We start from the raw sequence: 26,568 nt of genomic DNA on the forward strand, positions 1-26,568 counted from the left end.
GTGTTAATTGCGTGTTGATTCCCTATAAATAAGATCAGAATTTACATATAATCTTCTGTATTCCATACCAGGTTCGCGAATTCGTGAAATTAATAATTCAACTGCAGAATACCCAATTGTCTGCGAATGAATATGAACTGTTGAAAGTGGTGGAGAGATTATTCTAGATTCCGATGAATCATCAAAACCGAGCAACATTATATCCTCTGGACATGAAAGATTAAACGATCTTAATGCTTGTATTACATCCATTGCGATAAAATCGTTGGCACATATGAATGCATCAGGAAAGGACTCAAGTTTCATAAAGTGATCAATAAGAAATTCTTGATGTGTAATCCCTGTTTTTTTGTAATCATAGTATCCTATAATACAATGCTCATCTTTAATAGGTAAGGAATTAAAATACATTCCATTACGAAAAGCAATAAATCTTTCTGAAAAAGAAAGACAATGATTAATATCTCCAATAAAACCAATTGAAGTGCAATTGCGTGTTTTCATTTCATGTATAAATGATAATATACCGGACGTATTTTCCATAAGTAAAATATCCGCATTTAGTGTTTCACCAAAGTTAAGTACAGGTGCATCTATCATTAATAGTGGAATATCAAGATCAGATAACATTCTACAGTAATCTGCATCAAATAATTCTACACAAACGATACCAGCTATATGTTCTAATTTAATAGAAGGAGGTAATGTTTTTGATGCTAAATTATTTGGAGCTACATTATGTAAACTTAAACTATATCCTAATCTTGATGTCTCTGCTTGAAATTTATCTAACATAGTTGAAGCAAAATGGGAATTATTCAAAAAAGAAGCTGTTAAAAGAACAATTTCTTTTGCTTCCTTTTTTGATGATGGATTATCAAGAAAAGAAAGATCCATATATGAAAATTGCTTATAACCCATTTCTACGGCTTTTGCTAATACTTTTTTTCTAGTAGATTCAGAGAGTACACCAGTATTGTTAATTGCTTTTGAAACCGTATTTCTAGATAATCTTAGTTCGTCCGCAATATCTTGAATAGTAACTCTTTTTGCCATTTTTAAACCTATTATCCTTTTTAGTATTTTTTATAAAAAAAGATGCTTTTCGCATCAATTATTTGTCAATACGAGTATAACATAGGCACACAATTGTGTCAAATGTAACATTTGTAAATGAGAAAATGTAAAAAAGTTGTGCAAATGTAAAAATTTTTATTGACACTCACATGTTGTTGATATATTATATTTATGTAACATGTACCGGTAATTATGTTATGTATTGTATTGTTTTAATAATATGGAAATTGAGTGAAAAGAAGAGGAAAGGTGGGGGACTATATGTCGACAGATATTACTATGACATCAAAACCAATGGAATCGACGAAAAGAGTTATTACATCGAAAAAAAAGGAATCGTTATGGCAATATATGCAGAAGCATTGGCAATTATACATTGTATTCTTAATGCCAGCATTCCTATTGACAGTAATATTTAAATATTTGCCAATGGGAGGAATCTTAATTGCGTTCCAAGATTTTAACCCAATGAAAGGTATTGCGGGAAGTACTTGGACTGGATTCGAAAATTTTACAAGATTTTTTAATTCACCTGATTTTATGAGCTATTTAGCTAACACATTGAAATTGAGTATTTACGGATTATTATGGGGATTCCCAGTGCCAATTATTTTGGCTTTACTACTTAATAGACTTCAAAACAGAAAGCTTAAAAGTGGTATTCAGATGATTTTGTACATGCCAAACTTTATTTCAGTTATTGTACTTTGTGGTATGGTTAGAATTTTACTTTCAGTAAATGGTCCAATTAATATGTTGTTCCATTCAAGTATTAACTTTATGACTATGCCAGAAGCATTCAGAAGTATCTATATCATAAGCGGTATATGGCAAGGTGCAGGATGGGCTTCAATTATGTACACAGCTTCATTATCTAATGCAAGTCATGAGTTAAGAGAAGCAGCTATTATTGATGGCGCTAACATTTGGCAACAGATGAAAGTTGTTGATTGGCCAGCAATTAAAGGTATGGTAGTTATTCAATTTATCTTATCAGCAGGAAATATTATGAGTATTGGTTTTGAAAAAGCATACGCTTTACAGACAGACTTAAATAATCCTACTTCAGAAATTATTGCAACTTACGTTTATAAAAAAGGTTTATTAGAAGGTAATTATAGTTTTTCAACAGCAGTAGGTTTATTTAATACAATAATCAACGTTGTCTTGTTGGTTGTAGTTAATAAAATAGTATCGAAAATGAACGATGGACAAGGAATTTAAAGGGAGGCGAAAATTACAATGAATACTAAAACATCATTTAAAAAAATGTGTGCATCAGATAAGATAATTACAGTAGTAGGTAATTTATTCTTAGGATTATTTGTTGCAGCAATTATTTTTCCACTTATTTATGTGGTAGTAGCCTCTTTTATTGATCCAGTTGTTTTAAGTAATAAAGGCATTACTTTTGATTTTAGTAAATGGACTACAACTGCTTATCAGAGGGTTATAGAGAATAGTCAAATTTGGGTTGGCTTTAGAAATGCAGTACTTTATTCTGTATTATTTACAGCTATATCTGTATTTGTTACATTGCTTTGTGCATACCCAATGTCAAGAGACGATTTTAGAGGAAAACCATTCTTCAAAATTGTATTCTATATCACAATGTTTTTCGGTGGTGGTTTAATTCCTACATACTTATTAATCAGTGATTTGGGAATGTTAGATACAATTTGGGCAATCGTAATTCCAGGTGCATTTAGTGTTTGGAACATGATTATTGCAAGAAGTTATTATCAAGGTATTCCTAAAGAATTACAAGAAGCAGCATCAGTTGATGGTGCAGATGATCTTACATTCTTTTTCAAGGTTCTTTTACCAGTTTGTAAACCAGTTATTGCTGTATTGATTTTATGGCAATTCGTTGGAATGTGGAACAGCTATTTTGACGCTTTAATTTACTTAAGTAGTGATGCTAAGCAGCCATTACAGCTTGTATTAAGAGCAATCTTGATTCAGAACCAACCAGAGTCAGGAATGATTGCTGATATTCAGAGTACAGCAGCAAGAGCACAGTTAGGAGAACTTTTGAAATATGCAACAATTATTATTTCATCTGTTCCATTACTAGTAATGTTCCCATTTTTCCAGAAATATTTCGATGCAGGAATTATGGTAGGTTCGGTAAAAGGTTAGTAGAATGGAGGAAGGTAGTATAATGAAAAGACGTATAGTATCCCTACTTGCGACTGTTACTTTAGTCGCAAATACACTTACAGGATGTGGTTCAACAATCTGGGGCTATAAAATAGAAGACAAATCATATGTAAGCGCTTCGGAAGTTAAGCTTCCATTAGAAAAGAAACAGACAATTACAGGAATGATAAGTTACCCAACAGGAACTGAATCAGATCCAAATAAAAGAACAATTTTCAAAAGATTAGAAGAAGAAACAAATGTACATGTTGATTGGACAGCTATTTCACAAGATCAATGGGGAGATAAAATCTCTTTACAGATGGTTAACTTCTCAACATTACCAGATTTTATTTTTTCAGCTTGTTTTTCAGACAGTGACTTATTAAAATATGGTGATCAAAAATTAGTTCTTCCATTGGAGAAGAATATTGACAAATATATGCCTAATTTAAGTGCAATTTTTAAGAAATATCCAGAATACAGAAAAATGTGTACTTCATCAGATGGACATATTTATGCTCTTCCTTGGATTGAGCAGTTAGGTGAAAATAAAACAGCAATTCAAACAGTTGGTAACATGGGATTCATTAACAAGAAATGGTTAGATTTCTTAGGACTCAAAGAGCCAAAAACTGTAGATGAATTTGAACAAGTTTTATTAGCATTTAAAGAAAATTCTAAAAAACTTCAGAAGGCATTTAAAATTGATGGCTCAATTATTCCTATGTCATGTATCGTAAATGACCAGGATCCTTCAATCATTATCAATGGTTTTGGCGAAGGATATGGTGATAATGATTCAGGAAAACATATTGCAGTTACAGATGACAAAAAAGTAATTTGTACAGCTACTCAAAAAGGTTACAAAGATGGAATTACTTGGATGCATAAACTTTACAAAGAAGGTCTTATCGATAAAGAGTGCTTTACACAAGATTGGAGCACATATGTATCAAAAGGTAAATCTGGAAGATATGGTGTTTGCTTTACATGGGATGTTGCAAATATCGATAATCTAAAAGATTGGATTCCACTTCCAGCATTAAAAGCTGACGTGTTAAATATTACACCACAGAATGGTTCATTCACTAGTGGTTTTGATAGAGGTAGATGTGTAATAACATCTATGGCTAAAAATCCAGCATTAGTATGTTCTTGGTTAGATAAAATGTATGCACCAATCCAGTCGCCACAGAATAACTGGGGTACATATGGAGAAAAAGGTAAATTCAATATCTTCAAAAAAGGAACAAACAAAGAAGGCAAATTCATGCTTAAACATGCAGATTTAGGAAAAGAATCTCCTGTTGAAGTTCGTGAAGCACAGTGTGTTGGTGGACCATTAGCAGTATTAAATGAATACTATGGAAAATATGTAACATGTCCAGATGATGCTCAGTATCGTTTGGATTGGATTAAAGATAATTACACAAATTGTATGACTAAAAAATATGTATATCCAAATCCATTAATGAGTATTGAAGATACAAGTAGAGCAGCAACACTTACAACTGATATCCAAAAAGAAATCAATGCAAGAAAATCTGATTGGATTATGAACGGTTTTACAGACAAAGATTGGGATAAATATCTCAAAAAATTAGATCGCTATGGATTGAAAGAATACTTAAGTTTACATCAGAAATACTTAGATAAATTCTATGCATCTGATAAAAATAAGTAAAAAAATAAAATGTGATAAGCAACGGAGAGTATAATCTTTATGACAAGAAAATTATTTAAAGCTAGAGAATATGAGGAAAAATATAGTAAAGAAATAACAAAAGAAGAAAGACCAGATTTTCATCTAACCCCTTATGTGGGTTGGATGAATGATCCAAACGGTTTTAGCTACTATAAGGATAAGTATCATTTATTCTATCAGTATCATCCATATGATACAAATTGGGGCCCAATGCACTGGGGACATGCAGTTTCAGAGGATTTATTACATTGGGAATATTTACCTGTTTCACTTGCATGTGATATGCCATACGATAAAGACGGTGTTTTCTCAGGTAGTGCAGTTGAGTTAGATGATGGAAGACATCTTTTGATGTATACTGGTGTTAAAGAAACACAAGTAAAAAGAGCAAAACACCCACAAGTTCGCCAAATGCAATGTATTGCAATTGGAGACGGAAAAGAGTATGAAAAGTATGAAAATAATCCTGTAATTGATGAAACAAAGCTTCCAAAGGGTGCAAGTTTAGTTGATTTTAGGGATCCTAAGATTGTAAAAACTAGTGATAATACTTTTCTAGCTTATATGGGATCACGCGATGAACAAAAAAGCGGACAGATTCTTGTATATGAAAGTAAAGATGCTCTTAATTGGAAATTTAAAAGTGTTTTAATAAAAAATAATGGCAGATTAGGTACTATGTGGGAATGTCCAGATGTATTTGAATTAGAAGGTTATGACGTTTTATTAGCAAGTCCACAAGACGTTACAGCAGATCAATTCGAAGGTTTAACTGGAAATGTACCATTAGCAGCAGTAGGTCATATTGATAAAGAAGCACAAAAAATGCATGATGAAGATTTTCAGGTAGCAGACTATGGAATGGATTTCTACGCTCACCAGACAGTTTTATCACCTGATGGTCGAAGAATCATGATTGGTTGGTTACAAAATTGGGATAGTTGTTCAAACAGAATTCCAGATACAAAATGGTATGGACAGATGTCTGTACCAAGAGAGTTACACATTAAAGACGGTAAATTATATCAAACTCCAATTAAGGAGTTAGAAAACTACAGAGAAAATCAAGTGTTGAAAAAAGATTTTGTTTTACAAGGGCAAGACCAGACAATAGAAGGTTTAGAAGGTAGAACAATTGATACAACATTTGAAATTGCTCTAAATGAAGAAAGCTTCAACAAATTTGAAATTAAATTCGCTTCAAATGCTAATAAAAATAGATTTTGTTCACTTTTATATAGAAAAGATGACAACACTATTACATTAGACAGATTATATTCAGGAACACAAAGAGCGCTTATGCATCAGAAAAGTTGTAAACTTGATGATGGTGCTTCAACATTAAAGCTTAGACTAGTTCTGGATAAATATAGTGCAGAATTGTTTATAAATGACGGACAAAAGGTAATGTCTATGTCATTCTATACAGAACTTGATGCACAAGAAATTACATTATCTACTGACGGCAAGGTTAAAATGTCTGTAGAAAAATACGATTTAAAAATGTAAAATTTAATTTACATTTTAATTTCAGTTGTACTTAAACAAAATATGAAAAATATCCAAATTTAAAAATCAAATCTTTTAAGAACTCCTAAACACAAAGACTTTCCCCTTTTGTTTCTTGTGTTTGGAGTTCTTTTGTATAATATTAAACTTAAATTTAATAAATGTAGCATAATGTATATTTATTAATGCAAGAGATTTTTTTATTGTATGTTGTTTTTAAAAGAATTATAATTTAAGTAAGAGGGTAAATTTTAGATAAAAGTAAAAGGGATATAATAAGGAGTGTGGAATATGAAATCATATATTGATGTTGGTGGCAAAACGTACAGAAATCTTAAATTAATAGGACACGGCAAAGGTGGATATTCATATTTGGTTGAAACAATGGGCAAACATTATGTTTTAAAACAAATTCATCATGAGCCTTGTGATTATTACAAACATAAAAATAAATTAGAAGAAGAATTAGAAGCATATAAAAAATTAAATAAAATAGGAATTAGAATGCCAAAACTTATAGAAGTTGATGTCTCAAATGAAATAATAATTAAAGAATACATTTCAGGTGATACAATTTATGATAGATTAAGAACTGGAGAATCAGTTGAAAAATATATTCCACAAGTTGAACAAATGGCCAATATAGCCCAAAATTCAGGCTTAAATATAGATTATTTTCCAACAAATTTTGGAATTAAAGATGAAATGTTGTATTACATAGATTATGAATGTGATGAATATGTGGAAGAAAAAAATTTTGCAAATTGGGGAATTAAGTATTGGTCTAGAACTATGGACTTTTTAAAGTATGTTGAGGAACACGAAGTAATATAATTTTTTCCTATTAATTCTACTAGTTCGTGCGAAAACAAGATATAAATGTTATAATAAAAAAGATGTTTATGACATCAAAGGCAATCAAGAGGCTTGAAAGGACTAGTAGTAATGGATATAAATAAGTTAGACAAATGGGCTAATCTTCTTTTAGATACGGGGAAAAAGAATAATTTAATTAATTTTCGAGATAATAAGACATCAACAGTTGATATTGTTGCTCCAAAAGTAGAAGATATAATTAAAAAGAATAGTTCATCGAAGTTTTATAAACTTGCAGATTCACAGAAGGTGGATACAAATAAATCAGAAGTAAAGGAATCTTTGTGGAAAAAATCAGATTCAAAAAATCAGATACTTCTTTTTAAATCGAATGAAAATCCAATTAATATAATAAAAAATATAGACAAGAAATCGAAAGAAAATATAGAAGAAACAGGTGTAAATGTTTCGTATGTAGCAATCGGATTTGTAGACTACAAGGAAGGGATTGCTCCAGTGTTACTTGCACCAGTTACTTTTAAATATAATATTGAAAAAGATATTTGGTACATTAATATTTCTGAAGATATAGTGGTTAATCCTACATTTAATTTTAAAATAAATCAAGAAAATAATATATCTTTGCCTGAGTATGAATATGATGGAATCGAAAAATATTTAGATCGAGTAGAAGAGATTATTAGACCATTTGAGTGGCAAGTTAAAAGAGAAAGCAAAATAGGTATTTTTTCATTTTTAAAAATGAACATGTACAAGGATATTACTGAAAATAAAGATCTAATCGTACAAAACAGTAGTATTAGAAAAATGCTTGGTGAAAAAAATGATTCAGATATAAAAATAGTTGAAAGTGGAGAATATCATTTAGATAATCCTTTACTTGAATTGCATAATGTTGTTGATGCAGATTCGAGTCAAATAGAAGCTATAGAAATGGCAAAATCAGGTTTAAGTTTTGTTTTACAAGGACCACCAGGAACAGGAAAAAGTCAAACAATTACAAACATTATTGCAGAATGTATTTATGATGATAAAAAGGTTCTGTTTGTTTCAGAAAAGCAGGCTGCATTAAATGTTGTATATAATAAATTAAAAAGAGCAGGATTAGAAGATTTTTGTTTAGAGTTACATAGTTATAAGGCAAATAAAAAAGATGTTGTTGAGGAACTTTGTAGAACATTAAAGGCAAATGAAGCACACGTATATAATCAGGCTGATAAAGTTATTTTATCAAAGGAAAATAGTCAAAAAGAACTAGATGAGTATGTTCATAATTTACATATAAAACAAGATGTAATTAATAAATCATTATATGAATGTTTTGATACATATTTATCATATAAAAATGTTCCAACAATTAATTTTCACATAGATGATATTAATGAAAAAGATACTAACTTTTTGTTGAAAACTTCAAATTTATTGCGTAAATACGTGGATTATGCTCAAAGCATTGGTTATAACTATAAAGATTGCGTATGGTATGGTTATTCGAGTGATGATACTTCATATCAAATGAGAGAGCAAATTAGAAATAGTATTACTAAGATTCTAGAACACTTTTTAGAAATAAATAAATTACAAAATCACTTAAAAGATCGATATGCAATTGTGGCAAATAGCTATGAAAATTTTGCAATGTGGCGTAATTTCTTTAAATTGGTTTCTAAAAGTAGAATTTTAACACCAGCTTTTTTTAAGCATACATCGTGTAAATATTTATTAGAAAATGTTGATCAAATGCAAAAATTAGCAATCGATATTTCTAAATTAAAAGATTCAATTACAAGAGAGTATTATAAAGATATTTTTGAAATTGATTATGAATTAGTTTATAAAAAATTGACACGCGAATTTAATACTTTTTTAAGTAGAACTGTGAGCTCAGACTACAAAAAAATTGTTAAATTGTTGAAATTTAATAGTAGAAGTGGAAAAAAGCCAAGTTATATTGAATGTTTGTCTATAGTTGAGGATATTGTAAAATATTATGCTAAGCTTAATAAATTTGAAGAACTTGAAGAAAAAGTAAAGCCATCACTTGGAAACGAGTATGTAGGAATTGATTCTGATTGGGATGAAATTACTAGAGATATCAATGAATTAAAGCAGATTTTCATGTCAGGTGCATATTTGAACAAGTTAGAAAATATGACCATCGAAGAATATGAGAAAAATAAAGTTGAATTTTCAATTATGGCTCGTGAAATTTCAAACGTTCTTGAGAAAAACAGAAAATACGTTGAGCTATTAAAAAATAATTTCGATAATGAAATTTTTGATATTACAAGACAAGATTTTACAATTGTAAGGGTAAAATTAAATGCATGTTTAGAAGAATTTGAACAAATTGATAATTGGTGTGGATTTAATAAAATTTTATGCCAAATGAAAAAATATAATCTGCTAGAATATATCGATTATGCAATTGCAACTAAGATAAAAAGATATAATTTAGTTGATGTTTATGAGAAAAACTTCTACAGACAGTGGATTGATTATATTCAGTCAACTATGCCAGTGATTTCTACGTTTAAACAATCAACAAGAGAAAAATATGTTGAGCAATTTTGGGCTAGTGATGTTATGCAGTTTGATGTTAATAAATCAAAAATTAAATCAAAACTTTCTAAAAAACGCCCTTCGATTGAACTTTTGTCATCAGACAGTATAGCTTCAATTATTTTGAATGAAGAAGATAAAAAGACTAAACAAAAAAGTATACGACAATTATTAGAAGAAACAAGAGAACTTGTACAAGAAATTAAACCATGTTTCTTGATGTCACCTTTAAGTGTTAGTACTTTTTTAACAGCAAAGGACATAGAATTTGATGTGGTAATTTTTGATGAAGCTTCACAAATTTTTCCACAAGATGCTCTTGGTGCTATTTACAGAGGAAAACAGCTTATAGTAGTGGGTGATTCTAAGCAAATGCCACCTAGTAATTTCTTTAACAATACAGTTGGCAATTTAAGCGAAAAAGCATCAAATAATACAGCTATAAGTAATAGTATGAAGTCTTCTGAGAATACTATAATTGAATCTAATAATCAATCTGAAGATTCATCGGCATTTGAAATGAGTGATTATGAATCTATTTTAGAGATGTGCATCCACTTTTTACCACAGATTCGTTTGAGATGGCATTATAGAAGTAAATTTGAGCAATTGATTGCCTTTTCAAATAGAAACTTTTATGAAAAAGAGCTTATTACTTTTCCGTCTGCGGTAATTAAAAGGGATGATATTGGAGTTGATTATTGTAAAGTTCCTGGAATGTATAATCATAAAGCTAGAACAAATGAGGTAGAGGCAAGGAAAGTAATTGACATTATATTTGAAAATTTAAATAAGTATCCACAAAGAAGCATTGGTGTTGTTGCTTTTAATAAAGCACAACAAGAGCTTATAGAAAATATGCTTTATGATAGACGAAAAGCTAATCCTAATATGGAAAAATTTTTCTCAGAGGATCTTGCAGAGCCTATTTTTATAAAGAATTTAGAGACAGTGCAAGGTGATGAGAGAGATACTATTATTTTTAGTATTGCATATTCTAAAGATGAAAATGGAAAATTAAAAAATAATTTTGGCCCTTTGAATAAAGCGGGGGGAGAAAGAAGATTAAACGTTGCAATTACACGAGCAAAATGCAACATTAAAATTGTTACTTCAATAGAAGCGGATGATATTGATTTGGAAAACACAAATTCAAACGGAACTAAATTGTTAAAAGAATATTTAAAATATGCAAAGGATAGCAAAAATGCGGCACTATCTGATGAGACAAATAGAGAAGTTGATTCAGAATTAGTTATAGAAATTTGTGATTTCCTTAGAGAAAATGGTTTTATGGTAGATACCAAAATCGGATTTTCAAATTACCAAATCGACATTGGAGTAAAAGATCCAAATACTCTAGATTATGTATTAGCAATTGAATGTGATGGTCGTACATATAGTTCTTTTAAAAATACAAGAGACAGAGAGCGTTTAAGACAACAAGTTCTAGAAAGTATGGGATGGAAATACTATAGAATTTGGTCAGCTGAATGGTATAAAAATAAGGAGACTGAAAAAACAAGATTATTAGATAATGTTGTTTGTGCGTTAGGCTATCAAAATGCAGATTATGTTTTAGAAAAAATGCATTATGAACCATTAAATATGATAGAAGAGACACCTATAGAAACTAATCCTTATGCTGACAGAGAAAAGTATAATTATATTAGTAATTTTGGTTTTCCTAAATACGAATTAGCTGATATTGTTAGTTTAAAATATGCTTGTGAGCAAAATAAATGTACGTTACAAGAACTTTTAATAGAGATTTTAAAGGTTGAAGCACCATTATCGGAAGCATGGATATTAGAGAGAATAAGTTGGTTCTACAACAGTGAATTTGTAGATGAAAACGTATGTAAATGTTATGAAGCTGATATGGCAAATTGTGGTGACAATGGAATAATTCGTATGAATGGATTCCTATACCTAAAAGAGCAGAATAATATTACAATGCGTGTGCCATCAAATATTGAAACTAAGCGTCAAATTTGTCAAATATGTCGAGAAGAAATAACAGCTGGAATTTTAACAGTAGTGGATAGAAATTTATCAGTAGATAAAAACTGGATGTATAATTTCTTGGCACATGAATTAGGTTATAATGAGTTGAACGAGATGATTATAGAAAAATTTGATGAAGCTTTAGAATTATTGAGTTGTTTAATAAATATTGATGGAGATATTTTATCTATTAAGAGATAAAATTCTTTAGAAAGTGAAAAAAGAGCTCAACTTTTGTTGTATATTAAGTGTAAAGTATACCAAAGTTGAGACTCTTTTTTTATTATTTAATTTAAAGTTAATTATTCTACAGAATTTAACATTTGTAAAATTTCTTCTTTAACTTTCTTGTTATTTTCTAATGCATTTTCATAAGAATTTCCTGTTGAATAGAAATAGAATTTGATTTTTGGTTCTGTTCCACTTGGTCTAATTGCAAACCATGAACCGTTTTCAAGGAAAAATCTAATTGCATTTTGTGCAGGAATATCTTCATAGCCATCGATATAATCAATAATTTTGTCAATCTTAAATCCAGCAACAGATGTAGGAAGATTATTTCTAATCCATTTCATCATGCGTTGAATTCTTTGAGCACCAGGAATTCCCTCTAAGATGATGTTAGGTTCATCTTCTGCAAAATATCCGTATTTTGTATAAATTTCTTGTAAAACATCCCATAAAGTTTTGCCTTGTTTTTTGTAGTAAGCAGCAGCTTCTGCAACAAGCATACCGGCTGAAATACCATCTTTATCACGAATATCTTCAGATGCAGCATATCCAACAGATTCTTCATAACCAAATAAATATGTGTATCCATTTTCATGTAAGTATGGGATTTTTCCACATATATTTTTAAAGCCTGTAAGTGTTTCAAACATTTCAACACCATAAGATTTAGCAATGAGAGTTGAAAGTGTTGAAGTAACTATAGACTTAACCATAGCACCTTTTTCTGGTAAGGTTCCAGCTGTTTTATGCCCCTCTAAAATATAATTAACAAGAATATATCCAGCTTGGTTACCATTTAAAGGAATATAATTTCCGTTATCGTCACGGATTTCAATTGCAAATCGATCTGAATCTGGATCTGTTGCCATTAATAATTCAGCACCGAATTCTCTACCATATTGTTCACTTAATTTAAATGCTTTAGGATCTTCTGGATTAGGATATCCTACAGTTGTAAAATCAGGATCAGGTTGTTCTTGTTCAGGAACGATTTTCCAATTTGTAAAACCACGATCAGTTAACATCTGACGGAATGGAATTGAACCACATCCGTTTAAAGGTGTGTAAACAAATGGAATATTTAAATCAAGCTCATCACCTGAGTGGATAGCTAATTGTTCAATATTATCGAGATATTTTCTATCGTAGGATTCATCAAGTACTGTAATAAGTCCAGATTTGACACCTTCGTTGAAATCAGATGATTTTACATCAGTCCACATATCAACGGCATTTATTTTTTCAGTCATCCCGTCTGCAATTTCAGAGGAAACCTGACATCCATCTTCCCAATATGCTTTGTAGCCATTATATTCCTTAGGGTTGTGAGATGCAGTAATATTTATTCCAGAAATAGTATGAAGATCTCTAATTAAAAAAGCAAGTTCTGGTGTGGGTCTTAAATCATCAAAGACATATACTTTTATTCCGTTTGCAACAAAAATTGATGCAGCAAGTTGTGAAAATTCTTTAGAAAAATGTCTTGGATCATGTGCAATAACAACACCACGTTTCATAGCTTCAGATCCTTGTGCTACGATGAAATCAGCAACGCCCTGAGTAGCTTTTCCTACTGTGTAGATATTCATACGATTAGTACCAGCACCAACTTTACCACGAAGTCCGGCAGTTCCAAAAGAAAGGTGTTGGAAGAATCTATCTTCTTTTTCTTTTTCGTCTTCTTTAATGTTTATTAATTCTGATTTTAATGGATTATCATCTTCAAGATGTAACATCCAGTCGTTAAAATTATCTTGGTAATTCATTTACTTACCTCCTAGGCTATAACCAAAATTATTATTTATCAATAATATTATACGAGATTTATTAAAATAATACTACAAGATAACTATGATTTTATTGGTGGAAAATAGTTGTAGTTTTTTAAAAAATATATTTCCTTATGCAAAAAGTGGAAAAACATTAGAAAATATGGTAAATTTAAAAATATTTTAAAAAATTAATCAAATCTTAATCTTTGCCCTCTATCATTTTAAAAATGTAGTGTGGTAGTATAAGTTTTGTCAGGAGGAATAAGAACATGTATAAAATATTAATTTGTGATGATGAAAAAGATATCGTAAGGGCGCTCAAAATTTATCTTACAAATAAAGATTATCAAATGTTCGAAGCATATGATGGAGAAGAAGCATTAGAAATTGTAAAAAAAGAAGAAGTTCATTTGATTTTAATGGATATTATGATGCCAAAAATGGATGGACTTACTGCAATGAGAAAGATTCGTGAAAATAGTAATGTGCCAATAATATTAATAACAGCTAAGAGTGAAGATGTTGATTTAGTTTTAGGTTTGAATGATGGAGCAGATGACTATATAACAAAACCATTTAATCCTATTGAAGTTGTTGCAAGAGTAAAATCTCAGCTTAGACGTTATATGATGTTAGGCGGTGGTAGTACAACACAAAATATAATTTCGATTAAAGGAATTGAATTAGATGATCAACTAAAAAAAGTAACACAAGATGGCACAGAATTAAAGTTAACAAAAAAAGAGTATGAAATATTAAAATTTTTTATGCTTAATCCTAATTGTGTGTATTCTCCTAGAGACATTTATGAAAAAATATGGAAAGAGCCGGCTATAGGAAATGATTCTAATACGGTAGCAGTACATATTAGACATTTAAGAGAAAAAATAGAGATAGATCCGGCTAATCCAAGAATATTAAAGGTAGTATTTGGGCAAGGATATATGATAGAAAAAGGGAGAGAATAAGAGATGATTAATAAATTTAAAAATCTTCAAGGAAAAATCACGTTATTTTTTATTGCATGGATTTTTGGAATGATTATGGCTGTTTTATCAATGGCAATATTAACGATGATTTTTCAGAAGGATTTTAAAGCAGAACGTAACAAAACATTAAAAGAAAATTATAAAAAAATGGAATACGAATGTGCAAAAAATGTTGTGTGCAATAAAATTCAAAGAATTTATTATCCTGGGGATAATGATAATGGAAATCAAGATAGATTTGAAAAATACAAGTATCGGATTGTAGACAGAAAAACTAAAGAAGTTGTTAGTGGAACAAAATTTACAGGAGGGAGAAAATTTACTTTTTTTTGCCCAATTGATAGGGCTCATAGTGTTGGATTTATTAGAAGAGGTGAACTGTCGGATTTTGAAATAAAAACGGAATTAAGTGGTAAGGAGATTGTTGTATATAAAGAGGAGGGGAAAGAAAGACAAATAGTTGAAACAAAAGTAGAAATGGGTATGGATGACGATGATACGAGTTTTGAAGATGAGAAAAATGTAGTACAAAAAAGGGATGCAACTGTTGATGATTTTTGTATTTATACGATTGACATAAAATATGTAGGGAATTATTTAGAAAATTCAAATTATAGTTTAGCATTGAAAATTATAGATAGTGTAAATAATAATAAGAGTTTAATAATTTTTGGGGAAGTAGTATCTGTAATTATATTTGTGGTATCATATATATTATTACTATGTGTAGCTGGGCAAAGAAAGGAAGAAGGCGTTTATCCGGGATATCTAGATAAAGTTCCTATAGAAGTATTAGGAATAGCAATATGTTTTATATATATGAGGATATTGAATAGCTCTCTAGTACAAGCGAGTAGTTTTTACGGTCTTATAGTAATAGGGGGATTGGGATTTACATTAATAGCCATTTTTATCGGTTTATCAATGAGCTTTGCAGTAAGATTAAAAGAGGGGTCAGTAATAAAAAATTCAGTCGCAGGTTATACATATCGCTTTATTAAAAGCAGTTATAATTATATTATAAAAAAAATAGGAGAAGAATTAAAGGAAATCACAAAAAAAGAATTAATAATAGCCTTTGTATTTGTTTATATTGGTATAGCATTTTTTTACGGCATTTTATTAATTGGATACAGAAGTGTTATTGCTTGGTTTCTTTTTAATTTAATAATTTTTGGCTTTTTATTAAAAACATTAGTTGATGTGATAAATATCAAAGAAGGTATCAAAAGAATGGCTTCTGGTGAAACAAAGTATAAGATAAAAGGTCAAAATATGCTTAGTTTTTTTAAGGCAGAAGTAGAAGATATCAATAATATTTCGCAAGGAATAGAAATAGCTGTTTCAGAAAAAACTAAAAGTGAGAGAATGAAAACGGAGCTTATTACAAATGTTTCACACGATATCAAGACCCCGCTTACATCGATTATAAATTACGTGGATTTCATAAAAAAAGAAGTTGAATCTGAAAGAATGAATGAATCTGCAGTAACAGATTATTGTGACGTTTTAGGTCGTCAATCAATAAAACTTAAACGATTAATAGAAGATTTAGTTGAGGCATCAAAAGCTTCAACGGGAAACTTAGAAATTAATCTTATGCCATGTGAAGCATCAGTTTTTTTGAATCAAATATCAGGTGAATATAGAGAAAAATTTGAAGAAAAAGAACTTGAGATGGTACTTGATGGATTAGAAAATAATCTGAGAATTATGGCAGATGGTAGACGTATGTTTAGAGTATTTGACAATATAATGAATAATATTTGTAAATATTCTCAAGCTAAAACTAGAGTTTATATCGAGTTATCGAAGAAAGATGACAATGCAGAATTTTCGTTTAAAAATATATCAAAGGATCCGTTAAATATTTCTCCAGATGAATTAATGGAGCGTTTTGTAAGAGGAGATAAATCCCGAAATACTGAAGGGAATGGATTAGGTCTTTCTATTGCAAGAAGTATGACAAACCTTCAAGGGGGAGATATACAAATAGAAATCGATGGTGATTTATTTAAAGTAAAATTAAGTTTTCCTTTAATTTATGAAGAGGAAGGAGAAAACAACAATGAAAGTAGTGATAGCAATTGATTCGTTTAAGGGAAGTTTAACTTCACTAGAGGCAGCAAATGCTATAAAAAGTGGAATACTTAAAGTATATGAGAATGCAGATGTTGTAATTAGCCCTCTCGCAGACGGAGGAGAGGGTACAACATACGCATTGACAAAAGGAATGGGAGGAGAGTTTCGTAAATTAAATGTATGTGGCCCTTTAGAAAATACTAAAGTTGAGGCTTCTTATGGCATAATAAGATCTAATAAAACAGCAATTATTGAAATGTCATCTGCAGCAGGTATTACATTAGTTGATGAATCTAAAAAAAATCCGCTCTATACAACAACTTATGGAGTAGGAGAAATTATACAGGATGCAATAACTCAAGGATGCAGAAATTTTATAGTTGGAATTGGTGGAAGTGCAACAAATGATGGTGGAATAGGAATGCTTCAGGCACTCGGTTATGAATTCCTAGATAAGGATAATAAAAAAATAAGTTTAGGCGGAATAGGTTTAAAAAATCTTGAAAGAATAGATGATTCGAAGGTTATAAAAGAGTTAAAAAATTGTAATTTTAAGATAGCTTGCGATGTTACAAATCCTTTATGTGGAGAAAATGGATGCAGTGCAGTGTTTGGACCACAAAAAGGAGCTAGTAAAGAAATGATAGTAAGTCTGGATGAGTGGTTAAAAAAATATGCTGTTTTGTCAAAAAAAATTAATCCTAAAGCAGATGAAAACTATCCAGGAACTGGAGCAGCAGGTGGATTAGGATTTGCTTTTTTGACATTTACTAATGCAAAATTAGCATCGGGAATAGATATTGTTTTAAAGGAAACGAAATTAGAAGAAAAAATAATTGATTCAGATATAGTCATTACAGGTGAAGGACGACTAGATAAACAAACAGTTATGGGAAAGGCTCCAATTGGCGTGGCAAATATAGCAAAAAAATACGACAAAAAAGTAATAGCTTTTGCAGGTTGTGTGACAAAAGATGCAGTACTGTGCAATGAAAACGGAATTGATGCATTTTTTCCAATATTGCGTGAGGTTGTGACTTTAGAAGAAGCAATGGATAAAAAAGTAAGTATTTATAACATGCAAGAAACGGCAAGAGAAGTATTTTCGTTGATAAAAGCAGTTGGAAATTTAAGCTAGAATAAAAGTATAAAAGAGATAGAAGATGAGGTAAAGTATGGCATTTCAGATGGTTCATATGGAAGTTGCATATAGAATGTTAAAATATATGCCTGACATGAAATATAAAGAAGATTTTATTTTAGGTTCGGTTGCACCAGATTCGGTACATATGGAAACGGTATATAAAGTCGAAGATAAAATAGATTCACATTTGTTTTGGGGCTGTGGTCCATGGGCTAAAACGACAGATTCTGAGAAGTGGAAGAATAATATTTTAGATTTTTGGGAAAAATCTAAAGAAATAAAAGATGTTTCAAGAGAATTCTTAATGGGATATGCTGTGCATTGTTTGACGGATTATTGTAACGATTTGAATGTGTGGATAGCCCTAAAAAACAAGAGTAAAATTCCAGAAGAAGAATTAAAGAAATTGTTTTATCCAGAATCAAGAGGAATAGATCAATGGCTTTTTTTGAACAGTCCAAATGCAAAAAATATAATGGAATTATTAGAAAAAGGAAGAGCTTTTTCGATAGAAAATAAAGTAAAAAAAGAAATGATAGAAAAAGAGAAACTTCATTTGTTAAATAGACAATACAAAACGGATTTAACAGATGAGGTTAGGGCAAATTTAAGAGATGAAATTGTGAATAATTATAGATTTGTACCACCAGAATTCATGGAGAAGTTTCTGAATCAAACGGCAAAAGATTTGTATTGTATGTTAAAATAAACAATTTGTTGCTTGATTTTAGAAAACAGTGTGCTATAATGAATTTGAATTGAAAAAAGAGGGTGCTCATAGTAATGGGCTGAGATTAAGCGGAAGCTTTGACCTATAACCTGATTTGGATAATGCCAACGTAGGGAAATATGATTTTATGAAAGTGAACGCTAGGACTTTGTATAGGACTAGCGTTTTTTGATAAAAGTTTTTTGCACCCGTTTTTATAATGGGTGTTTTTTTATTATATTTTAAGAGAAAAGGAGTAAGAAATGGTTACAGTAAATGGAAAAAAGTATGATTTTGCAGATATAACAGTTACGAATTTATTAGAAAAATTAGAATTCAATATTTCTAGAGTTGTTGTAGAGCAAAACGAAGAGATTATTTCTAAAAAAGATTATAGTAAAGTTCATATTTTAGATGGAGATGTAGTAGAAGTTATAAGTTTCGTAGGAGGTGGTTGAAAATGATTTCTAAAGATGAATTAGATAATGCATTAGCAGAACGTCATGGTAAAAGATTGCAACAGAAATTTCAAAAGGTTAACGTTGCTATTTGTGGATTAGGAGGTTTAGGATCAAATGTTGCAGTTGCACTTGCAAGGGCAGGAATAAGACATTTACATTTAATAGATTTTGATAGGGTAGATGTTACCAATTTTAACAGGCAGCAATATTTTGTTAATCAATTAGGCGAGTATAAAACACTTAGTTTATCTAAAACATTATCAAAAATTTATCCATATATTGATGTAAAAATAGACACAGTTAAAATCACAAAAGATAATATAGCTGAATTATTAAAAGATGATTTTATTATTTGTGAAGCTTTAGATGATGCAGAAAATAAGGCAATGTTTGTTGAAGAAGTTTTAAAAGAGTTTCCACAAAAGTATCTAGTGAGTGCTTCTGGCATGGCGGGAAAGAAGTCTTTAAACTACATAAAAACACAAAAAATACGAGAAAATTTTTATCTTTGTGGAGATAGAATAAGTGGCTTAGAGGATGGAGATGGTTTATTTGCACCAAGAGTTATGGCGGCAGCAGCACATGAAGCTATGACAATTATTAATATTATTGATGAACTGTAAAAAATAAATATAAGGGGAATATTATTAACAAGCAAATTTAAGTGTATGCAAATTAGAGTATATGCTAATTACTAAGATAAAAAGGAGTTGTATAAAATGACTAACAATGCTAAGGAGAAAATTAATATAGAAATATCAAATCAAAATGATTCTTTTACAATTGGTGGAAAGGAGTTTCATTCAAGATTTATATTAGGGTCCGGTAAATATTCTTTAAATTTAATTAAAGCAGCAATAGAAAATGCTAAGGCAGAAATGATTACTCTTGCAGTAAGGCGTGCTAATACAAAAGAACAAGAAAATATTTTAGATTATATACCAAAAAATATTACTCTTTTACCTAATACGTCTGGTGCTAGAAATGCCAAAGAAGCGGTAAGAATTGCAAAAATTGCAAGGGAATTAGGTTGTGGTGATTTTGTAAAAGTAGAAATAATGAGAGATAGCAAATATCTTTTACCGGATAATCTAGAAACTATAAAAGCAACCAAGGAATTAGTTAAAGAGGGATTTATTGTATTGCCATATATGTATCCAGATTTGTATGTTGCGAGAGATTTAGTTGAGGCAGGTGCAGCTTGTGTAATGCCACTTGCATCTCCTATTGGTTCGAATAAAGGTTTATCTACAAAGGACTTCATACAGATTCTAGTAGATGAAATAGAAGTTCCAATCATAGTTGATGCTGGAATAGGAGCCCCTTCACAGGCCTGTGAAGCTATGGAAATGGGAGCAACTGCAATAATGGCAAATACTGCATTAGCAACATCACAGAATTTACCACTTATGGCAAGTGCATTTAATAAAGCTATTGAAGCAGGAAGAAGCGCTTATTTAGCTGGTTTAGGCAGGGTAATAACAAGAGGAGCAAGTAGTAGTGATCCATTAACAGGTTTTCTGAGAGATTAAAAATATTATATTTTCAACAATAAGTGGACTACAACTGTTGATAAACTAGAATGGAGGAAAATAAAAAGTGGAAAATCAATTTTTGATAGATTCTGATTTTTTATCAGAAGATGCTTTAGCCAAAAAACATTTAATAGAAAATAATCCATCGGCAAGAAGTAATCCAATGGAATATATGCCAGATATGGAACGAATAGATTCTAAAATAAAAGATAGAGTAATATCTCAAATGAACGAATATGATTATAACCGCTATACAAGAAGTGATGTTATAAAAGCATTAAAAAATAAAAAATGTACGCTAGAAGATTTTAAAGCATTATTATCGCCGGCTGCTTTACCTTTTTTAGAACAAATGGCACAAAAAGCACATATTGAAACGAGAAAACATTTTGGAAATACAGTGTATATTTTTACGCCATTATATATTGCGAATTATTGTGAAAATTATTGTATTTATTGTGGATTTAATTGTTATAACCACATAAAAAGAATGAGACTTACAATGGAACAAATTGAACATGAAATGAAGGTAATTGCAGAATCAGGAATGGAAGAAATTTTAATTCTGACAGGAGAAAGTAAAAGTAAAAGTGATGTTAAATATATAGGAGAGGCGTGTAAATTAGCAAAAAAATATTTTAAAAATGTTGGAATAGAAATTTATCCAGTAAACACGGAAGATTATGCGTATTTACACAAGTGTGGAGTAGATTATGTGACTGTTTTTCAAGAAACATATGACATAAAAAAATATGAAACATTACATTTACTAGGACACAAAAGAATTTGGCCATACAGATTTGATGCTCAAGAGAGAGCGCTAAGAGGGGGAATGAGAGGAGTAGCATTTTCAGCACTTTTGGGGTTAGCAGATTTTAGAAAAGATGCGTTAGCAACAGCACTTCACGTATACTATTTGCAAAAAAAATATCCACATGCAGAGATGTCGATTTCGTGTCCACGATTAAGGCCAATTGTAAATAATGACAAAATAAATCCGCTAGATGTTCATGAAAAACAGTTATGCCAAATTATATGTGCGTATAGAATTTTTTTGCCTTTTGTAGGAATTACAGTTTCATCAAGAGAAAGCAAAGAATTTAGAAATGGAATAGTAAAGATTGCTGCAACAAAAGTTTCAGCAGGTGTATCAACTGGAATTGGTGATCATGAAAGTAAATATAAAAAACATAAATTAAAAGATTTACAGCAAGTTGGCTCTAACTTAAATGATTCTAATGACACCCTAAATAATGGACAAAGACTAGAAACATTCGAAGAAACTGGAGATGAACAATTTGAAATAAATGATACTAGAAGTATTGATGAAATGTATGCTGATTTAGTTAGTGAAGGTCTTCAGCCAGTATTAAATGACTATTTGTATGTTGGAGAATAAGATGTTAAATATGGATATAAAAAATAGAAAAAAACAAATTACCAAGATACAAAGCGAGAAAACAAAATATCAAGATACGATTTTTGTTACGAATAGAAAATTAGTTAAGGGTGAATTTTTAGAAAGAATAAAATATATAGTTTCATTTAAACCTAAAGCTATACTTTTGCGAGAAAAAGATTTGTCAGAAGAAGAATATAAAAAGTTAGCAATTGAGGTTCAAAAAATTTGCCAGCAAAACGAGGTACAACTTATAATACATAATTTCATTAATGTTGCTTTAGAGTTAGGAGTAAGAAATATTCATTTTTCACATGATAAATTAGAAAAAATTATAGATGAAAAAATGGATTTATCCTTCTTTAAAAATATTGGTACGTCTTGCCATCATTTAGAAGAAGAAAAAAAGGCAGAGACCATAGGCGTAAATTATATTTTTGTTGGCCATATTTTTAGAACAAATTGTAAGAAAAATTTAGAGCCAAGAGGAATTAAATTTTTAAAAGAGATGGTACAAAACTCGTCAGTTAATGTGTGGGCAATTGGAGGAATTGATATAGATGAAAGAAAAAAACAAATGTGTCTACAAACTGGGGCAAAAGGAGTTTGTATTATGAGTTATGCAATGCAACAAAACTTATAAAAAACGATACTATAAAAATAAAAAATAAAAAAGAGGTAATACAATGAGAAAATATAAGACACAAATGGAAGCAGCAAAAAAAGGAATTATTACAAGGGAAATGGAAATAGTAGCAAAAAAGGAAAAGTTAGATCCCAATTTTATTATGAGAAAAGTTGCAAAAGGAGAAGTTGCAATTCCTTGTAATATTATGCATACTTCTATTTCTCCAGAGGGAATAGGTGATGGTTTAAAAACAAAAATTAATGTTAATTTAGGTGTTTCAGGTGATTGCAACAATTATGAAAATGAAATGAAAAAAGTGGATTTGGCACTTAAGTTTCATGCAGAAGCTATTATGGATTTGAGTAATTATGGTAAAACAAATAGCTTTAGAAGTAAGTTAATAAAAAAATCAACAGCCATGATAGGAACAGTGCCAATGTATGATGCAATTGGTTATCTTGAAAAAGATCTGTTAGATATTAAAGCAAAAGATTTTCTAGAAGTAGTAAGAGCACATGCAAAAGAGGGTGTTGATTTTATGACAATTCATGCCGGAATCAATAAAAGAGCTGTTGAAGCTTTTAAAAGAGAAAAAAGAACTATGAATATTGTGTCTCGAGGAGGATCGCTTTTGTTTGCCTGGATGGAAATGACAGGACAAGAAAATCCATTTTATGAATATTATGATGAGTTATTAGACATTTTAAGGGAATATGATGTTACTATTTCATTAGGAGATGCGCTTAGACCAGGGTGCCTTGATGATAGCTCGGATGCAGGACAAATTTCAGAACTTATAGAGCTTGGTACTTTGGCACAACGTGCATGGGAGAAAGATGTACAAGTTTTAATAGAAGGACCGGGTCATATGGCAATGAATGAAATTGCAGCAAATATGAAAATAGAAAAACGAATTTGTCATAATGCTCCATTTTATGTTTTAGGACCGTTAGTGACAGATATTGCACCAGGTTATGATCATATTACAGCAGCTATAGGTGGGGCTATTGCAGCAGCTAATGGAGCTAATTTTTTATGTTATGTAACACCGGCGGAACATTTAAGACTACCTGATTTAGCTGATGTAAAAGAAGGAATAATCGCAAGTAAAATTGCAGCACATGCAGCAGATATTTCAAAAGGAATAAAAGGCGAAGCGGATAAAGATATAGAAATGGCAAAAGCTCGTCATAAGTTAGACTGGAATGAGATGTTTGATATTGCAATAGATGGGGAAAAAGCCAGAGAATATTTTGAAAGTACTCCTCCAAAAGATAGACATTCATGTTCAATGTGTGGTAAAATGTGCGCAGTCAGAACTACAAATAGGATTTTAGCAGGTAAAAAAGTAGAATTTGATGTTGTTACTGCAGATTGTGAATAAGAAAATTGTTTTCCTAGGAATTTATGATTTTTTATGAGAAAGGTCGCACTCGAGATGAAAGCTGTACAAAGAAACACGATGAATTATATAGTTTGTAATAATATGAAAAATATAGTTCCGATAATTGATAAGAAATACCGTGATAATATGAAAAATATACTATTAATATTTCCGTTGAATGAGGAGATTAATTTAAATAATATTAAAAGCGATACTTTGTCAAAAATTGATACAGTAATTTGTGCAGGAGATGGAAAAGAAGATAATCCATGTATATGTGATTTTTCTTATGTAATAAAATTAAGAGATGATTGTAAAAATTTAAATAAGAATTTTATTTTTAGAGATACTGGTAGAAGATTTAAAATGAATGATAAGATTTATAATATTCCAAAAGCCGTAGGAAAATCTCAAGCGCAAAAAGCAAATGTGGATTTTTATAGATCTGATGTTGATAAAGAAGTATTTTTTTATGAGTCTTTGTGGGAAAAATTAGCAAAGTCTAAATTTAGAAGTAAATTTGAATTGACTCAAAAAGACAAGGAATATGTAAAACAAAAAGGGCAAGAACAAATAAGAATTCATGCCTATGAGTTTGTTGAAAAAAGACTTTCGCCTCATAATCCTAAAAATGATGGAAGGCAAACTCCGTTAAAAGGCCATCCAGTTTTTGTGGCTCAGCATGCAACAGGAACGTGTTGCAGAGGATGCTTAGAAAAATGGCATAATATTAAGCAGCAAAAACAATTAAATCCCGATGAAATAAATTATATATGTGAGGTTCTTTTAGAGTGGATTAATCATCAAATATAAAAATCAAACCGACCTTAGAGGGTTAGACTGTAAACGATAAAGTGCAAGAATTATAGCTATTTATCAAGTACAGTTTAACTGTTAGGGGCGGTTTGTTTTATTATTATGAAATTTTAAATTCTTCTTTTTTTAGTTCGTGTATTATCAGAACAGTACAAAGCAAAGCTGCTGTAAAATCTGCGATAGGTCCTGCAAACATGATTCCATCAATACCAAAGAAAATAGGTAAAATCAAAATTAAAGGTAATAAAAAGATGATTTGTCTAGTAAGTGATAAGACAATACCTTTTTTTGGTTTTCCGATTGCGGTAAAAAAGTTTGATGAAATTGGTTGCATAAAACAAATACATATAAAGAATAAAAATATTCTAAAATAGTTAGTCGAAAACTTAAAATATAATTCATTAGCAGTTCCGTTGTCGAATAAAGAAATAATTTGACGAGGAAAAATTTGGAACATAGCAAATGAAAAAATACTAATAATTGCTCCATACTTAATTGCAAGTAAATAAGCACGTTTAACACGACTATAATTTTTAGCACCATAGTTGAAACTTGCAATAGGTTGAAGTCCTTGAGAAATACCTATTATAAACGCAAAAAATACTTGGGAAACTTTAGTAATTAGTCCAACACAAGTTATAGGAATTTCTTCTCCGTAAATAGAGCGATGACCGTAATATTTGAGTGATTTATTTAAAATTATTTGAACAATCATCATTGCAACCTGATTAAAACAAGGAGCAGCGCCAAGGGAAATAACTTTTATGAGGTAAGTCGCATGTGGAATAAAGCAATCTTTTGTAAGTGTCGTTGTTTTAAAATTAGTAAAATAAACAATAACTATTATACAAGAAATAACTTGACCAATAACTGTTGCAGTCGCAGCACCAGTCATTCCCCAATGAAAACCAAAAACGAATAATGCATCTAAAACGGTATTTATTATTGCGCCGGTCATGTTAATTATCATAGTCATTTTAGGACTTCCGTCAGCTCGAACAAGGTGACCTCCACCAGTGGATAGAATTAAAAAAGGAAATCCAATGGAAGTGATTCGAGTATATGTAATTGCATATTTTAAAACACTATTAGGAGAACCAAAGAATTTAAGCATTGGAACCATAAAAAACTGAGATACGAAGGTAAGAATTAATCCACATAAAAACATCATTGTTGCTGAATTTCCAATAAAGTATTTTGCATGAGTGGTATCACCTTTACCTAAGGTTAAATTAAAAGCTGATGCACCGCCAATTCCGAATAAAAGAGCACAGGCTATACAAGATATAGTTAATGGAAAAACTATATTAGTTGCTGCATTGCCTAGCCCTCCAACGGAGCGTCCAATAAAAAATTGATCAACAATATTGTATAAAGAACTAACTAGCATCGCAATTATACTAGGAATAGCAAATTGTTTGAGAAGTTTTTTTTCAGAAACAGTTGCTAAAGGGTTAGTTTGCTGCATTTTATCACACCTTTCAAAAATATATCCTTATTAGTTTAGCATAAAATATTTTACAGTGCAAAAAAAAGTGATATTATATAAAAGTAGTTTTATTAGGTTAAGAGAAGA

The 26,568-nt window shown here is 30.3% G+C and carries 20 protein-coding genes and 1 riboswitch; of the genes, 17 read left to right on the forward strand and 3 right to left on the reverse strand.

The features are described from left to right. Window positions 1-3: 3 nt before the first annotated feature. The gene (locus BMY79_RS03545) at window positions 4-1,056 is read right to left on the reverse strand and encodes a LacI family DNA-binding transcriptional regulator (protein ID WP_022748747.1); all 1,053 of its coding nucleotides are present in this window, start codon (window positions 1,054-1,056) and stop codon (window positions 4-6) included. Between the two features lie 315 nt (window positions 1,057-1,371). Here BMY79_RS03545 and BMY79_RS03550 point away from each other — a divergent pair, with 315 nt between their 5' ends. The 6 genes from BMY79_RS03550 (at window position 1,372) to BMY79_RS03575 (ending at window position 12,043) form a co-directional block, all read left to right on the forward strand. Further along, complete coding sequence (locus BMY79_RS03550; protein WP_074730454.1) at window positions 1,372-2,301, forward strand: ABC transporter permease; 930 nt, start codon at window positions 1,372-1,374, stop codon at window positions 2,299-2,301. A gap of 45 nt (window positions 2,302-2,346) precedes the next feature. Next, window positions 2,347-3,219, forward strand: a complete 873-nt coding sequence (locus BMY79_RS03555) for a carbohydrate ABC transporter permease (protein ID WP_420323074.1) — start codon at window positions 2,347-2,349, stop codon at window positions 3,217-3,219. A gap of 22 nt (window positions 3,220-3,241) precedes the next feature. After that, window positions 3,242-4,906 (forward strand): extracellular solute-binding protein, encoded by a 1,665-nt coding sequence (locus tag BMY79_RS03560; protein WP_027421600.1) that lies wholly within the window; start codon window positions 3,242-3,244, stop codon window positions 4,904-4,906. A gap of 39 nt (window positions 4,907-4,945) precedes the next feature. Then, window positions 4,946-6,436 (forward strand): glycoside hydrolase family 32 protein, encoded by a 1,491-nt coding sequence (locus tag BMY79_RS03565; protein ID WP_022748753.1) that lies wholly within the window; start codon window positions 4,946-4,948, stop codon window positions 6,434-6,436. Window positions 6,437-6,727: 291 nt separating this feature from the next. Beyond that, window positions 6,728-7,270, forward strand: coding sequence for a BUD32 family EKC/KEOPS complex subunit (locus BMY79_RS03570; RefSeq protein ID WP_022748754.1), 543 nt, complete (start codon window positions 6,728-6,730; stop codon window positions 7,268-7,270). 93 nt (window positions 7,271-7,363) lie between these two features. Further along, the gene (locus BMY79_RS03575) at window positions 7,364-12,043 is read left to right on the forward strand and encodes a DUF4011 domain-containing protein (protein ID WP_143065812.1); all 4,680 of its coding nucleotides are present in this window, start codon (window positions 7,364-7,366) and stop codon (window positions 12,041-12,043) included. Between the two features lie 101 nt (window positions 12,044-12,144). On the opposite strand, the gene BMY79_RS03580 is transcribed toward BMY79_RS03575, so the two are convergent. Beyond that, the gene (locus BMY79_RS03580; protein WP_074730424.1) at window positions 12,145-13,839 is read right to left on the reverse strand and encodes a phospho-sugar mutase; all 1,695 of its coding nucleotides are present in this window, start codon (window positions 13,837-13,839) and stop codon (window positions 12,145-12,147) included. A gap of 275 nt (window positions 13,840-14,114) precedes the next feature. Between BMY79_RS03580 and BMY79_RS03585 the strand changes: the two genes are divergently transcribed. The 11 genes from BMY79_RS03585 (at window position 14,115) to BMY79_RS12295 (ending at window position 24,989) form a co-directional block, all read left to right on the forward strand. Beyond that, window positions 14,115-14,813, forward strand: a complete 699-nt coding sequence (locus BMY79_RS03585; protein WP_022748768.1) for a response regulator transcription factor — start codon at window positions 14,115-14,117, stop codon at window positions 14,811-14,813. 3 nt (window positions 14,814-14,816) lie between these two features. Beyond that, complete coding sequence (locus BMY79_RS03590; RefSeq protein ID WP_074730425.1) at window positions 14,817-16,925, forward strand: sensor histidine kinase; 2,109 nt, start codon at window positions 14,817-14,819, stop codon at window positions 16,923-16,925. Then, entirely contained in the window at window positions 16,903-18,054 is a 1,152-nt protein-coding gene (locus BMY79_RS03595; protein ID WP_074730426.1) for a glycerate kinase family protein, read from the forward strand. The genes BMY79_RS03590 and BMY79_RS03595 overlap by 23 nt, the downstream gene beginning before the upstream one ends. A 37-nt stretch (window positions 18,055-18,091) precedes the next feature. Continuing rightward, a complete protein-coding gene (locus BMY79_RS03600; RefSeq protein ID WP_074730427.1) occupies window positions 18,092-18,769 on the forward strand; it encodes a zinc dependent phospholipase C family protein in 678 nt (225 codons plus the stop codon). Between the two features lie 48 nt (window positions 18,770-18,817). Beyond that, window positions 18,818-18,923: riboswitch (TPP riboswitch) on the forward strand. A gap of 109 nt (window positions 18,924-19,032) precedes the next feature. Next, window positions 19,033-19,227, forward strand: a complete 195-nt coding sequence (thiS, locus tag BMY79_RS03605) for a sulfur carrier protein ThiS (RefSeq protein ID WP_022748774.1) — start codon at window positions 19,033-19,035, stop codon at window positions 19,225-19,227. Between the two features lie 2 nt (window positions 19,228-19,229). Then, window positions 19,230-19,853, forward strand: a complete 624-nt coding sequence (gene thiF / locus BMY79_RS03610) for a sulfur carrier protein ThiS adenylyltransferase ThiF (RefSeq protein WP_022748775.1) — start codon at window positions 19,230-19,232, stop codon at window positions 19,851-19,853. Between the two features lie 96 nt (window positions 19,854-19,949). Further along, window positions 19,950-20,762: a thiazole synthase gene (locus BMY79_RS03615; protein ID WP_083383455.1), complete on the forward strand. Its 813-nt coding sequence runs from the start codon at window positions 19,950-19,952 to the stop codon at window positions 20,760-20,762. 67 nt (window positions 20,763-20,829) lie between these two features. After that, a complete protein-coding gene (thiH, locus tag BMY79_RS03620) occupies window positions 20,830-22,164 on the forward strand; it encodes a 2-iminoacetate synthase ThiH (protein ID WP_022748778.1) in 1,335 nt (444 codons plus the stop codon). Between the two features lies 1 nt (window position 22,165). Then, entirely contained in the window at window positions 22,166-22,807 is a 642-nt protein-coding gene (locus BMY79_RS03625; RefSeq protein WP_022748780.1) for a thiamine phosphate synthase, read from the forward strand. A gap of 43 nt (window positions 22,808-22,850) precedes the next feature. After that, window positions 22,851-24,176, forward strand: a complete 1,326-nt coding sequence (gene thiC / locus BMY79_RS03630; RefSeq protein ID WP_022748781.1) for a phosphomethylpyrimidine synthase ThiC — start codon at window positions 22,851-22,853, stop codon at window positions 24,174-24,176. 33 nt (window positions 24,177-24,209) lie between these two features. Next, window positions 24,210-24,989, forward strand: a complete 780-nt coding sequence (locus tag BMY79_RS12295; protein ID WP_207645448.1) for a DUF4186 domain-containing protein — start codon at window positions 24,210-24,212, stop codon at window positions 24,987-24,989. 103 nt (window positions 24,990-25,092) lie between these two features. Here the strand turns inward: BMY79_RS12295 and BMY79_RS03640 are convergent, their stop codons facing one another. Further along, window positions 25,093-26,460: an MATE family efflux transporter gene (locus BMY79_RS03640; protein WP_022748784.1), complete on the reverse strand. Its 1,368-nt coding sequence runs from the start codon at window positions 26,458-26,460 to the stop codon at window positions 25,093-25,095. Window positions 26,461-26,568 lie beyond the last annotated feature (108 nt).

Origin of the sequence: Lachnobacterium bovis, from assembly GCF_900111325.1 — a bacterium.
Lineage (GTDB): Bacteria > Bacillota > Clostridia > Lachnospirales > Lachnospiraceae > Roseburia > Roseburia bovis_A.